The sequence below is a fragment of the Geovibrio sp. ADMFC3 genome (genome assembly GCF_054687035.1).
On the sequence record NZ_BAAFZG010000002.1, the window covers coordinates 297,581 to 310,020 of the forward strand.

14 protein-coding genes are annotated in these 12,440 nt (G+C 42.5%); 9 read left to right on the forward strand and 5 right to left on the reverse strand.

What is annotated here, in order from left to right; all coding sequences use genetic code 11:
- Positions 1-25: 25 nt before the first annotated feature.
- A complete protein-coding gene (gene fliD, locus ACYRYY_RS01665; RefSeq protein WP_460213752.1) occupies positions 26-2,695 on the reverse strand; it encodes a flagellar filament capping protein FliD in 2,670 nt (889 codons plus the stop codon).
- A 231-nt stretch (positions 2,696-2,926) separates the two neighbouring features.
- Here fliD and ACYRYY_RS01670 point away from each other — a divergent pair, with 231 nt between their 5' ends.
- Entirely contained in the window at positions 2,927-3,544 is a 618-nt protein-coding gene (locus ACYRYY_RS01670) for an HAD family hydrolase (protein ID WP_460213753.1), read from the forward strand.
- A gap of 39 nt (positions 3,545-3,583) precedes the next feature.
- Here ACYRYY_RS01670 and ACYRYY_RS01675 read toward each other — a convergent pair whose 3' ends face one another.
- Complete coding sequence (locus tag ACYRYY_RS01675; protein ID WP_460213754.1) at positions 3,584-4,423, reverse strand: PHP domain-containing protein; 840 nt, start codon at positions 4,421-4,423, stop codon at positions 3,584-3,586.
- Between the two features lie 67 nt (positions 4,424-4,490).
- Between ACYRYY_RS01675 and ACYRYY_RS01680 the strand changes: the two genes are divergently transcribed.
- The 7 genes from ACYRYY_RS01680 (at position 4,491) to ACYRYY_RS01710 (ending at position 9,839) form a co-directional block, all read left to right on the forward strand.
- Positions 4,491-4,865, forward strand: a complete 375-nt coding sequence (locus tag ACYRYY_RS01680) for a phage holin family protein (protein ID WP_460213755.1) — start codon at positions 4,491-4,493, stop codon at positions 4,863-4,865.
- Positions 4,855-5,364: a hypothetical protein gene (locus tag ACYRYY_RS01685; RefSeq protein WP_460213756.1), complete on the forward strand. Its 510-nt coding sequence runs from the start codon at positions 4,855-4,857 to the stop codon at positions 5,362-5,364. The genes ACYRYY_RS01680 and ACYRYY_RS01685 overlap by 11 nt, the downstream gene beginning before the upstream one ends.
- Positions 5,339-5,626 (forward strand): DUF1820 family protein, encoded by a 288-nt coding sequence (locus ACYRYY_RS01690; protein ID WP_460213757.1) that lies wholly within the window; start codon positions 5,339-5,341, stop codon positions 5,624-5,626. The genes ACYRYY_RS01685 and ACYRYY_RS01690 overlap by 26 nt, the downstream gene beginning before the upstream one ends.
- 2 nt (positions 5,627-5,628) lie before the next feature.
- Complete coding sequence (locus ACYRYY_RS01695; RefSeq protein WP_460213758.1) at positions 5,629-6,684, forward strand: LptF/LptG family permease; 1,056 nt, start codon at positions 5,629-5,631, stop codon at positions 6,682-6,684.
- Positions 6,681-7,766 carry an LptF/LptG family permease gene (locus tag ACYRYY_RS01700; protein WP_460213759.1) on the forward strand — a complete coding sequence of 362 codons (1,086 nt, stop codon included), beginning with the start codon at positions 6,681-6,683 and terminating at the stop codon, positions 7,764-7,766. Before ACYRYY_RS01695 ends, ACYRYY_RS01700 begins: the two co-directional genes overlap by 4 nt.
- Positions 7,767-7,854: 88 nt before the next feature.
- Complete coding sequence (leuB, locus tag ACYRYY_RS01705) at positions 7,855-8,931, forward strand: 3-isopropylmalate dehydrogenase (RefSeq protein ID WP_460213760.1); 1,077 nt, start codon at positions 7,855-7,857, stop codon at positions 8,929-8,931.
- 185 nt (positions 8,932-9,116) lie between these two features.
- Positions 9,117-9,839, forward strand: coding sequence for a LuxR C-terminal-related transcriptional regulator (locus ACYRYY_RS01710; protein WP_460213761.1), 723 nt, complete (start codon positions 9,117-9,119; stop codon positions 9,837-9,839).
- A gap of 260 nt (positions 9,840-10,099) precedes the next feature.
- On the opposite strand, the gene ACYRYY_RS01715 is transcribed toward ACYRYY_RS01710, so the two are convergent.
- On the reverse strand, positions 10,100-11,020 hold the full coding sequence (locus ACYRYY_RS01715; protein ID WP_460213762.1) for a LysR family transcriptional regulator: 921 nt from the start codon (positions 11,018-11,020) through the stop codon (positions 10,100-10,102).
- Between the two features lie 154 nt (positions 11,021-11,174).
- On the opposite strand from ACYRYY_RS01715, the gene ACYRYY_RS01720 reads away from it, so the two are divergent.
- Positions 11,175-11,399 carry a DUF2917 domain-containing protein gene (locus tag ACYRYY_RS01720; protein WP_460213763.1) on the forward strand — a complete coding sequence of 75 codons (225 nt, stop codon included), beginning with the start codon at positions 11,175-11,177 and terminating at the stop codon, positions 11,397-11,399.
- Between the two features lie 285 nt (positions 11,400-11,684).
- On the opposite strand, the gene ACYRYY_RS01725 is transcribed toward ACYRYY_RS01720, so the two are convergent.
- Positions 11,685-11,987 carry a nucleotidyltransferase domain-containing protein gene (locus ACYRYY_RS01725; RefSeq protein ID WP_460213764.1) on the reverse strand — a complete coding sequence of 101 codons (303 nt, stop codon included), beginning with the start codon at positions 11,985-11,987 and terminating at the stop codon, positions 11,685-11,687.
- Complete coding sequence (locus ACYRYY_RS01730) at positions 11,984-12,406, reverse strand: nucleotidyltransferase substrate binding protein (RefSeq protein ID WP_460213765.1); 423 nt, start codon at positions 12,404-12,406, stop codon at positions 11,984-11,986. Before ACYRYY_RS01730 ends, ACYRYY_RS01725 begins: the two co-directional genes overlap by 4 nt.
- Positions 12,407-12,440: the final 34 nt, after the last annotated feature.

Consider the following 12,440-nt stretch of genomic DNA (forward strand, 5'->3'; position numbering starts at 1 on the left):
ACTCCTTTTTTGAGATATTCTGCCTCTAGCTGCTTGAACTGCTTGTAAGAGAGCTAAGAGAATTACCCATAGCCTGAGCGTCAGCGATCGCCTGTTCCATTGCGGTAAACTGTGCCCAGTATCTTTCAAGCTGCTGTTCAGCCCTTTCCTGATATGTTTCAATTTGCGTAGCTATTCTCAGCATTTCCTTATCCAGCGTGCCTTCTGTCACTATTTTTTTCTGGATCATGCCGTCATAGGCTGTGTAACGGTTCAGCAATGTAGAGTACATCCTTGACCAGCCTTTAATGTCGTCACTCTCATTGATAGGATTACCGTCATCATCCTCAGTTTTACTATCGTCATTGCCGACAATAATATTAGCAGAAAAAAATTCATAAACATCATCTGCGTTATCAGTAAGCACTTCCTGAAGCTTTTCGTTTGATTCAAGCTCCGAAAGAATTTCATCATAGTCTGTCGATTCGGTAACAAGAAGCCCCAGTTTTTCTATTGAGATATCGCCGTCACCCGCAACGTCTATCCCGAGTTCAAGAAGGTTTGAAATAGAGCCGTTAAGTCCGGGAATTTCAGAAAAAAGAGCCGTTCTTAAACTGCTTTTAAGGTTTTTAAGCTCCGGACTTTTGCGTATCAAAGAGTAAGTGGTATATTCCTTGAACTTTGCTTCATAGTCTGCAATTTCAGTATCTGTCATGCTTTCTTTGTCTTCATCGGTGAGAGGAGTAAGGTATTTTTTCTGTTCTTTATCAAGAGCCGGTGCGTTCAGGATTGTGGTTATCTCATTATATGTTTTAATAAAAGATGCAAGAGCCTCTGTCGCCTTAGTAGTGTCGGATGTTATGCTTATTGTCGCCGGAGCATCACTGGCAGAGCGAAGATCCAGGGTAACACCTGCTATTATGTCGTCGATTTCATTGGAGTCGCGTACATAAGTTACCCCGTTCACATCAACTATTGAGTTGCGTCCGGCAGAGCCTAATGCTTGGGTAGTTGTAGTGCTGCGTGTGAGATTTACAGCAGAAAGAAAATTGCTTGTGTCATTCGGGGAACCGAAAGTTATCTGCTCTGTACTGTCTGATGTTACAATAATTTTATCTCTTGCTGTGTCATAAACCATATTGACGCCTGCACCGGAAACATTAACCTTTCGGATCACATCATCAAGGGAGTCTGTTGTATTATCAATATAGATCGAAACACCGTTAATTGAGAATGTTCCGCTAGTCGGTGTAGATGAAAGACCTGCGGAATTAAGTGTTCCGCTTGTGGAGATCACCCCGGTAGTTGACCCGGCAGATTTTACTGCACCCTGATTTGCTGTCAGTTTAAGAACAGACAACAGATTGCTTGTATCTGATGAGTCACCAATTGAAATATTGGCCGCCCCGGGGCTGTTGCTGGTCAGAACAACATTATTGGAAGATTCATCATAAGTCGCTGTCACTCCGGCGTTTGATGAGTTTATCGTGGCGAGAAGGTCGTTAAGAGTCATAGTAGAGTAGTCTGTAACTTTTATCTGTGTGCCGTTAATAGTAAAAGTTCCGTTTGCAGAACTCACAGCTCCGAACAACGCAAGGTTCTGCGTAAGCGCATTTGCAGGATCAGATGATAAACCAGTGGCGCCTGTAACCATTGAGTAGGATTCAGAAGCCACAAGCAGAGAGGCATCCTGCGTTATTTCAAAAGTGCCTTCCGTAAGCCCTGTTCCTGTCAGAACAACACCTTTGATCAGCCCGCTGTCGGCATTATTAACTTTCTGTCCGAGAGTTGTGAGGTCGTCTGCTCTGTAATACTGGGTTATTCTGGTGGCTGTGGTTGAGGATTGGTAACCGTATTGATCAAATCCGAAAGTTGAACCTAATCCTGTATCAGTGGGTGTCACGGTTATACCGGTTACGTCCGTAGGAGTGTAGACCGCCATGCGCCATTCGTCAGTGCTTTCATCAAATTCGGCACGGACAGCAACATACTGAACACCGTCAGTACCTTTGTTTGAATTTATATTATTATTCAGAGTGGTTTCAATATCTCTGGCAACTTCGTTAATATTATCACCGGCATCAACATCAACGGCAGACCATATGCTAGTAGTGTCCGTTCCGTCATTTACAGAAAAAGTTATTGCGTCCTGATAGTCATTTTGAAGCGTTCCGTCGGCCGATACCACAGAAGGGTCGATAACTGCTCCGAGACTTTTATTCATAGTTCCCCAGTCGTTAGGCTTGAAACTGTTCACCGCAGTGTAGTATGAACCGTTGTTGCTGACAGTCACCGTGTGTTTGCCTTCAAGGTAATCTGAAGGAGTACCGGTTGCCCCTGTTACACCTGCTCCTTTTGATGTGAGTCTCTGTCTGGTGTATGAGCTTGTCCACATAGCGTTTTTGGCTGTCTGTTTAACAGTAACGGAATAAGATCCTTTTGCCGCATCGGTGGTTGCTGTGGCAGCAACTATTGAACTGTTTGATGTTTCGGTACTTTTTGTTTTAAATGTATTTTCAAGACGCAGAGTAAGCAGGTTACTGTTAAGTGTGCCTAACCTGTCGCTTACATCCTGATAGATATCTTTTTCAAGCTGTTTGAGTTCATATTTATTCTGCAGGTTTGTGATCGGAATCTGACTCTGTGCGACAAGCTGTTCAACTATCGCATTTGTATCCATGCCGGAAACGACACCGCCCATTTTAATTGCACCCATAACGGCAAATCCTCCGAATATGATCATAATATCGGCATTTGTGCCTCTTTCTTGAGCCGTTTGAGAAGAGGCAAAACTCGCCATACATTGCAATAGCAAATGCCAAGCCACTTGAAAACCGCATGAGAATATCCTAAAAAGGTATTTTTTTCCTTATCATTAAGGGTAATTTTTTCTTTAAGGAAAATGATGCACCTTGCTATTAATGACGGAATATATTAACTTCCGGTTATGAAAAAAATTATTGTGTATGATTGCGACGGTGTGCTTTTTGACAGCTCTCATGCTGTAAAGGCCTACTACGATTATGTATTTGAAAAATTTGACCTCGACATGCCTGACTGGAACAACAAGGCAACATTTGAGCTTGCAATGATGAGTACCAACAGCGAGATCATTGGGCATTTTTGTAAAGATGAAAAAAAGTTTAACGAGATAATGGAATTTGCCACGAAGCTTAACTTCCGCATGTTTCTGGATAAGATGATCCCTGCGGACGGAATATTCGAGGCTCTTGAAAAACTGAAATCAGACGGGCACAAACTTGCTGTCTGCACCAACAGAGGCGTATCAATTGATCCGCTACTCAAGCACTTTAAAATGTATGACTACTTCGACAGGCTGGTGTGCAGTTTTGACGTTGTGCGCCCCAAGCCGCACCCTGAAGGCTTAAACAAAATAGCAGAACACTTTGCCTCTACGAAAGAGAACATGCTTTTTCTCGGCGACTCAGAAGCGGATTACAAAGCGGCAAAGGGCGCACGGATGCCTTTTCTGTCCTTCGGCAGCAATCTTTATGAAAGCCTCAGAATTGACAACCATATGGAAGTGTTTGACCACATCGGATAAAGCAATCATGGCTTAGTATAATTTAAGCTAATCTTAGTTTTACTTGTACTGCTCTGCTTTTTTGCGCAGTGCATATAAAACATTTTCAGGATTGTGAAGTCTGCAGTTCCATTTGCCCAGCTTGACATTTGTTTTATTATCACCGTGGTAATCGCTCCCGGCTGAAACAGGAAGACCAAGCTTTTTTGCAAGGTCATTGAAAAACAGCGTATCTTCCTCTGAGTGATAGGAGCAGTAAGTTTCAACTGCGTCAAGCCCTTGATTAATCATGTTTTTTATATAAGGCAGATATTGTTCCTTTTCCAGACGCATGCTGAAAGGGTGCGCCAGAATTGTTATCCCACCTGCAGCATGTATCATCTCAGCGCTCTCACTGAAACTTAGCCTCTTTCTCTCTCTGTATATTGGTTTGCCTTTAGCCAGATAGGTATTAAAAGCTTCATCCATATCAGCGACTATACCCTCCCTTATCAAAAACTTAGCAATATGAGGTCTGCCCAGTTCACCAAGGTTTGATGTGCTGATATCATCTTCTCTCACTCCTCTGCCCACCAGCCTGCTTACCTCTTCAAGCATACTTTCGTTCCTTGCTTTTCTTGCAGCGAGAAGGTCATTGAGTTTTGCGGTAAGAGACAGATTCTCATAATCTATAAAAAGCCCCACAACGTGCATTGTGCCGGGAGAAAACTCTATGCTTATTTCAGTTCCCGCAATGCGCTCAACATTACCTTTTGCGGCAAAGAAATCCGGCAGACCGGCAACTGTATCATGGTCAGTGAGCGCTAAAGCTTTTATTCTTTTGGCATCAGCCATTTTAACAATCTCAGCAGGAGTCTTTGTCCCGTCCGAAAAAACTGAATGACAATGAAGATCTATCATAACTTTTCACCTGTATCCCTATCATTATTATCTTGTTTTGTTCATGTTTAGGCAATATAGTTTTAGCATGAATATAAACAGTTTCATTATATACCGTATTTTTGCAAATCTGGTAGCTTTCTGGATCGCGGGTAAAACAATACCCGGATTTGAGACCGGTGATATGCTCAGCCTCATAAGCGCATCATTAGTGCTGACCTTTCTGCACATATTTATCCGTCCGCTTATGGTTATCCTCACCCTCCCCTTGCAGATATTCAGCATGGGTCTGGCTTATATAATCTTCAACGCCGTTTATGTCAAAATTACCTCTGTAATTGTTAAAGATATAATAGCCGAGGGCTTTTTACCCGCCTTAGGAGCAGCGGTTATGATAAGCTTGGTTAATATAGTGCTGGACGGCATGGCTCGCAGACAGAGGATAGACAGGGATGGACCCTAAGGCGATTAAGGAAGACATTGATAAACTTGAAAAACTCATCTCACGGATGAAATTTGAGTACGAACAGTATATCAGAGGAAATCTGAAATTACCCCCTGCACCAGTGGAAAGGGAAATAAACAATATTGTCCAGAACTACAACCGCAAACCCATAACGAACACCACACTTCGATTCAGGTTTAATAACCTGACAGCACGTTTTCTTTCACTCCGGCAGAAATTCCAGCGTGATCTGGGTATACGTGACGGCTTCATAAAAACACCCTACACAAAAGACTACACACGTGAAGACATCAGCCGGGATGAACAACTACTGCAAAAACTTGATGAACTCCCCGCAAACTACGATAAACAAAAGGTTCTTGATGCTTTAAATATGAAAATAAATGAGTTGAAATCACAAGGATATGCTGATATTGATGTTTCTCTGGAAATTGAAAACGGAAAACCCCGCTTGAGGATAATAACCAAAGATGAAAAAAAAACTCTTCAGGATTGACTTTATAAACGCTGCAAAAGAAAATTTAACCATTCACGCTTCAAATGTGAACCCTTCTTCATTTCTGGGACTCATAGAGGTGACGGATATTGTTTTTATGGACTCCTCAGAGATTATACTCAACCCACAGGATGATAAAATAAAAAAAGAATTTAAAAATGTCGAACGTACCTTTCTGCCTCTCAACTCTATAGTGAGAATTGACGAAATCATTCTTGAAAAAGAGACCCCTGTAATACGTCTCTACGAAAAACAGGACTGAAAATGCAGATGAATACTCTGCAAAAATACATCATCAGGGAAATTGTTCCGCTGTTTGTATTCGGAAACGTTCTCTTTGTGGTTTTTCTTCTGCTTGAGAAGCTGATTAACCTTGCAGATCTGTTTTTTACCAAAAATGTCCCCGCACTGCTTATAGCAGAAACCATAATCTACTACCTTCCTTCTTTTCTTATGATAACAATACCCACTTCAGCACTTATGGCAAGCATGGTCGGCTTCGGCAGACTGTCGGCAGACTCTGAAATAACAGTGATGAAAGCAGCAGGAGCAGGAGGCAGATTTTTCCTTAAGCCTGCTGTAATTGTGGGAATCGGCGCCTTTGCGCTCTCGATGTTTATGAGTGTTTATCTTATGCCTTTAGGCAGCACCCTTGCGATAAACAACCTCGCCCGGATAGCAAAAAGCATATCCGTAAAAGATATGAAAGAAAATGAAATGTATGATGAGATACCCGGGCTTCTTTTCTATGCGGATAAACGCCCTGATGACAATGAGTTTGGTAAGATTGTGGTTATAGATAAAAACACAGGCACAATTATCACCGCCGAGACAGGCGCTATTGTACCGTCCGGTGAATCTGCCCTTGTGATGAACTTTAACAACGGACGAGTAGTGGCGGAAACCGCCGGAGAGCAGAGAACTGTTGTCCGTTTCGGTGAAATGGCTATGAACCTGCCCTTCGAGCTTAAAGATAAGTTCAGCAAAAGAGATGAGTATTTCATGACAATGTTTGAGCTGGCTGAGAACTTTGATGATCATGTGAACTATAAATTTGAGTTTTCCAAGCGCTTCGCCCTGCCCGTTGCAGGACTTCTTATGGGAATACTGGGCATGTCCCTCGGCATATTCTTTCATCGTTCAGGGCGTTCCATCGGCATTCCTCTTTCACTTGGGCTGACTCTCTTCTACTACATGATATTCTTTACATCACTCAATCTTGCCCGTGCAGGGGTGCTTGACGGTTTCTTCGCACCATGGCTCGCCAACATCTTTTTTACTCTCGTTACGGCTCTTTTCGCCTACAGGGTGCTTAAATGAAAAAATTTCATATCTATTTCATAAAACAGTTCCTTAAGCTTGCTTTTTTTATACAGATTTTTGTGGTGATACTTAACATTGTTGCCAATACATCCATGCACACCAAGCTGATGGCGAAGCACAACATATCCTTTATCTCTCTGCTGATATTTGAATCAATCGAACTCCCCAGCGCCATTTATGAGTCCATGCCCATGGCTCTTGCCATAACCACTATGGTAACAATAATTATGATGATCAGAAGCAACGAGCTGCTGGCTTATGTCAGCCTCGGCGGACGGCTGAGGGATCTGCTTTTTCCCATATTCGGCATAGGAATTGTGGTATTCAGCATACTGATGTTTATGGCTGATAGAGTGAACCCATGGGTGGAAAACACCAGAAAGAAGTATGAAACCGAACAGTTTGACAGGCAGCCTTATGTTACAAAAGGAAAGCTTACTGACGTATGGATGAAAGACGGTGAGGAAGGCTTTGTCCATATGGAGCTTGTAGACCCAATAAACCGTGAGTTTTTTGACATAACCTTCTACCGTATGGACAGTGCTTTTGAGATAGACAGAGTAACAAGCATTGAAGACGCAAAACCTGTGGGAGACAAATGGGAGCTGACCGGAATCAAGATTTACGACATCAAGCCCAGACCAGAGCTTGTTCTTACCATGGATAACAACACTATTGAGTCCCGCCTGTTTTCAGATCTTGCTGATCTTCCTGTAAATAAACCGAAGTTTCTTTCACTTGGGGAGCTTTCAAAGATTATCAAACTGCTTAAAAAACAAAAACTTAACGCCGCTGCGTATGAACTCATGATATTCAAAAGCTACAGCCACGCTGTCAGCGCTGTAATCATTATGTTTCTCGTGTTCCCCGTCTGCGTAAATTTCAGCAGGCACTCATCATACATCATAAGCGCAGTAAATGCCCTTGCGCTGGCAGTTGCTTACTGGCTTTCAGTCAGCTCGTTCCAGTCATTAGGAAAAACAGGCGTAATGTCTCCGCTTATGGTCAGCATAATCCCTAACCTGCTGTTTCTTGGAGTCGCTATTTATCTTGTTTACCGAAGGGAAAGCGCCTCATAAGTTTAACCTCGCCAAAGTATATTTATTTTGACTTTACCTGTTCGATCATGTATTTTGAACATTCAATAATCTTTGAGGAGGAACAGGAATGCATAAAGTTGCGGTGCTGCCCGGTGACGGCATAGGACCTGAAGTAATGAAGCAGGCAATCAAGATTCTCGGTAAAATTTCTGAGAAATATAATACAAAATTTGAGTTTACCTTCGCTGATGTCGGCGGAATAGCAATAGATAATCATGGAACGCCGCTGCCCGAATCGACCCTGAAACTTTGCGAAGCTTCAGAAGCCATACTTTTCGGCTCAGTAGGCGGACCTAAATGGGAAAACCTCCCCCCTGCACAACAGCCTGAAAGAGGCGCACTTCTCCCTCTGAGAAAGCACTTCGGACTTTTCGCCAATCTCCGTCCTGTCAAAATATTTAAAGCGCTTATAGATTCAAGCTCTCTGAAAAATTCTCTCATACCCGATGGGCTTGATATTGTTTTCTTCCGTGAGCTTACAGGCGGAATATACTTCGGACAACCCAAAGAAATCAATGAAGACAGGCAGAGCGCCAGAGACACAATGCTTTACACTGTACCGGAGATTGAACGCATCACAAGACAGGCTTTTGAAGCCGCCAGAATGCGTTCAGGACGAGTCACAAGTGTTGACAAAGCAAATGTTCTTATGACAAGCGTTCTCTGGAGAGAAACTGTTACAAGGATACATAAAGAAGAATACTCAGATGTGGAACTCTCACACATGTACGTGGACAATGCCGCTATGCAGCTTGTGCGCTACCCCTCTCAGTTTGATGTTATAGTTACCGAAAATATGTTCGGCGACATTCTCAGCGATGAGGCGGCAATGCTTACAGGCTCTCTGGGCATGCTTCCTTCAGCCTCTCTTAACGAAGACGGCTTCGGGCTTTACGAGCCCATCGGAGGCACTGCGCCTGATATAGCCGGACAGAACATAGCAAACCCCATTGCACAGATTATGTCTGCCGCCCTCATGCTCCGTTACAGCTTTAAGATGGACGATGCGGCTTCTGATATAGAAAAAGCCATAGAACAACTTCTTGAAGAAGGTGTGAGAACCAGAGATATTTACCGTGAAGGACAAGGCTTCAGGCTCGTTTCCACCGACGAAATGGGCGATCTGATAGTAAGCAAAATATAACTTTTCAACCGGACGCACAATGCGTCCGGTTTTCTTTTTTTACGCAAAATTACCAGCCGATATTCCTGAAAATTCCCTTTAATTGAAAAACAGTCTTTTTGTGCCTATAATCAATTACAGTCACGTGGAGACAACTCAAGATGATACAGGAAGAGATTATACACAAACACCTGAGCCGGGATGATATGTCTAAAACTTTATGTTTTATGAATAACTGCCTCCGGTCCGAAAGCGAAGCAGATTTTCACAATCTGATTCAGAATTTCACCTCTTTTCTTGGGTATGAATATATTCTTTACTGTTATACCAAAGCATCTTATGACAAAGGTACCGTAGTTGAGATGGTAAACCTGTCTAATCCGCCGGAATGGATGGAAGAATATGACTCAAGGGGTTTTCTGAAATGCGACCCTGTCCGCTCTGAATTGGAAAACAGGCTGAAAACACAGAGCGGTTCAGCCTTTATTCTGTGGGACAGCTATGAGAGAAAACTGACAGAAGCGGAAGAAAACGTGATCCGCAGAAGAAAACACCACGGGCTTAATTACGGCTGTTCCGTCTATGATAATTCCACAAAAAAAGACTTTACCTTCCTTATATCCCTCTCTAGCTCAACAACACGCCCTGACATACGCACAGAGCTTATATCCCAGTTGATTATATCACCTTTAATGAGCGCCAGAAAAAGGCTGGATGCCTGTTCTCTGTTCAATGTGTTATCTGATAAAGAGAAAGAAACGGCAGAATGGCTGGCTCAGGGAAAAACAAACTGGGAGATAGGACGAATAATGGATATAAGCGAAAATACCGTTAAGTATCATCTGAAAAATATATTCAGCAAACTTCATGTTTCAAACAGACAGCAGGCTGTAAATATACTTCTGGCAATAAAGTATCTTAATAATTAAACATTCATACCGTTTACCGCCCCCGTGCCGGACAAGCAGGGAGCGGCAGCCGGCACGGTTTATCCCTTTGTTCTCCTATATGTCATTACTGCGTTATCCTGATTTTTTTTCAAGATTGCATAGGAGAAAAAAAGATAAAATTCTGCAAGCTATTACGGGCATCACTACTATAAATCCCGGAAACAGCTGCTGCAACTACCCGAACGGGTAAAAATATTTCTATATTAATTCAAATAAATCCATTCTATATAAACAAATTATCAGGTTAAGCTCCACATTGCACCCTGCGGACTGACAGCAGGTTCACCGCTCTGCTCAAATACTCGTTTTACCGAGTTGCGGACGACATTAACCTCAGGATCGTCTGCTCTGCTCTTGAGCCAGCCCAAGCAGAGTTTCACAGGAACTATTCCCTCTTCCCATATAACAAGCCGTCCTTCTTTTTCAAGCTGTCTCGCTCTTTCAAGGCGGAGCATACCCAGCCCGTGACCGTCAAGTACAAGCTCTCTGATCACATATTCATCCTCACAGTTTATCGCCTGCTTGATTTTAAGCCCCTGCGACTCAAACTTTGACAGTACGGCGATATAAAAAGGACATCCGTAACCGGCCCACACCCAAGGGGTAGCGGCTATTTCTTTCCATGTGCTTTTTCCTTCAAGGAAGTCCGGTGTTCCGGCTATGCATATTTCGGCATTTTCAAGCACTTCATACTCGATTTCACTGCTTATGGGGTGATGATAGAAAAATCCTGCATCTACTACTCTACGCTTCAGCATATCTTCCGCATCTACACTCTGGCATGCCATAAGAATAACATTAAGCTCCGGATATTCAGAGGCTATCAGCCTTGATACCTCACTCACACGGAGAAATGAAGGTTCTGTGTTTATACCGACTGTAACATCTCCGATAACAGTATCGCCAAGCATATTTGCCTTTCGTTTCATATCATCCGCAGCTTTCAGGATCTCCTGCGCATGGGTGAGAAGCACCCGCCCCTTATCGTTAAGCTCCATTCCTCTTGAATTACGGATAAAGAGGTCAACTCCAAGCTCATCCTCAAGGCTTTTTATCTGCGTGCTAAGTGCAGACTGGCTGATATTAAGGCTTACGGCGGCTTTAGTAAGGTTTTTAAGTTCTGCGATTACGGCAAAGGATTTTAGCTGATAAAGCTCCATATTGATCTCCGTTCTGTTTTATCGAACGCTGTGATTGAAAAGCAATATTTGTTCAAAGTGTTTTTCAGTGATATTTAAGCATATCAAAAGTTAACGGTCAATAAGTTTGGCTGAATTATATTCTGTTATAATGAACGCTTTAAAGGAGTGCGCCATGAAAGGAAAAAGCCTTAGAATGTCTCTCGGAAAAAACAAACTCGTATCACTTAACGGCATCAAGAAAGCAAGCCTAATCTGCGAAAAAGGCAAGCTATGGATAACCGGAACAAAAGAAGGCGATATTGTGGTTAAAAGCGGAGAGACTGTGAGTCTTTTTCCTCTGCACAGCCTCGTAATTCAGGGCGGAACAGAATCTATGTTCTCAATGGAAATTAACTAAGCAAACAGGTTTTAAGCTTCCTGTTTCCAATTATGGCTCCTGTTTCAGGTTTACCCCTGAAATAACAATAAAAGGCAGAGGGTGACTACCTCTGCCTTTCTTAATTTATAATGCAAATTCCTACATCCTGTAGAATTTGCATACACGCTCGCGCCTTGTAAAACAAGGCTTCGCTTCGCACGGCGGGCTTCCTTCCTAGGAAGCTGGTGTCAATTCCTTACAGCACACATCTATCAATGCAAATTCCTACATCCTGTAGAATTTGCATACACACTCGCGCCTTATTCATGCTTCATAAAAGGTTATCCCTACCCTGTTTATGTGTTCTTTAAGATCTTCATTTGAGATATCATTATAAACTGACAAATCAACCGAATAAGGTAATAGCAGATCATCAATTCTATGTTCAATTTTTTGTTGAATTTGCAGATTCAGCTCTGTGCCAAAAAGGGTGAGATCAATAGCAGAGCCTGTTTTGTAGTTTCCTTTTGCACGTGAACCATACAGAACTGCTTTTAAAACCTGGGGAAATTCTGCAAAAACATTCTGAATTTTCTGAACAGTCTCATCACTCAGTCCATACATCATTTATTTTCGCTCTCTTTGATTAACTCAAACTTATCCTTCAGTTCAATAAACTGATCAAAATAGCTGTTCAGAACAAAATTCACTATCTCTTCTGTGGTTTTCTCATTATATGTGTGAGAAGTCAGATTCCGACTTGAAATCATGCTCATCCATGCTTCGCCGTTTTCAATTATGCCAAGCCGGAATGCTTCTCTTGTAACGTCTTTAGAGCCATACAGATCGCTTTTGCCTCTGCTTTCTAAAAAATCTTTTAAAACTTTCCATGCAAGTTCGTGTGTATACTCAAAAGCCTGTATCAAACTCTGTTTTTCAAGCTTAGAGAGCCCCCTTTTTCTGCTTAAATACACAGCATCAGATAGCTGCTCCAGTGCCTTAGTATAATTTGAGAAACGCTGCTGCCACCGAATATCAATAGTCATCAAGATTCTCCATTATGCTTTTAACAGGATAATT

Excerpts from the sequence above, each read along its gene's own strand:
- ACYRYY_RS01670 (WP_460213753.1), top strand. The coding sequence starts at position 2,927 with ATGAAAAAAATTATTGTGTATGATTGCGACGGTGTGCTTTTTGACAGC.
- ACYRYY_RS01680 (WP_460213755.1), top strand. The coding sequence starts at position 4,491 with ATGAATATAAACAGTTTCATTATATACCGTATTTTTGCAAATCTGGTA.
- ACYRYY_RS01720 (WP_460213763.1), top strand. The coding sequence starts at position 11,175 with ATGAAAGGAAAAAGCCTTAGAATGTCTCTCGGAAAAAACAAACTCGTA.
- leuB (WP_460213760.1), top strand. The coding sequence starts at position 7,855 with ATGCATAAAGTTGCGGTGCTGCCCGGTGACGGCATAGGACCTGAAGTA.
- ACYRYY_RS01675 (WP_460213754.1), bottom strand. The coding sequence starts at position 4,423 with ATGATAGATCTTCATTGTCATTCAGTTTTTTCGGACGGGACAAAGACT.
- fliD (WP_460213752.1), bottom strand. The coding sequence starts at position 2,695 with ATGGGTGCAATTAAAATGGGCGGTGTCGTTTCCGGCATGGATACAAAT.
- ACYRYY_RS01710 (WP_460213761.1), top strand. The coding sequence starts at position 9,117 with ATGTCTAAAACTTTATGTTTTATGAATAACTGCCTCCGGTCCGAAAGC.
- ACYRYY_RS01715 (WP_460213762.1), bottom strand. The coding sequence starts at position 11,020 with ATGGAGCTTTATCAGCTAAAATCCTTTGCCGTAATCGCAGAACTTAAA.
- ACYRYY_RS01685 (WP_460213756.1), top strand. The coding sequence starts at position 4,855 with ATGGACCCTAAGGCGATTAAGGAAGACATTGATAAACTTGAAAAACTC.
- ACYRYY_RS01690 (WP_460213757.1), top strand. The coding sequence starts at position 5,339 with ATGAAAAAAAAACTCTTCAGGATTGACTTTATAAACGCTGCAAAAGAA.
- ACYRYY_RS01700 (WP_460213759.1), top strand. The coding sequence starts at position 6,681 with ATGAAAAAATTTCATATCTATTTCATAAAACAGTTCCTTAAGCTTGCT.
- ACYRYY_RS01725 (WP_460213764.1), bottom strand. The coding sequence starts at position 11,987 with ATGATGTATGGACTGAGTGATGAGACTGTTCAGAAAATTCAGAATGTT.
- ACYRYY_RS01730 (WP_460213765.1), bottom strand. The coding sequence starts at position 12,406 with ATGACTATTGATATTCGGTGGCAGCAGCGTTTCTCAAATTATACTAAG.
- ACYRYY_RS01695 (WP_460213758.1), top strand. The coding sequence starts at position 5,629 with ATGCAGATGAATACTCTGCAAAAATACATCATCAGGGAAATTGTTCCG.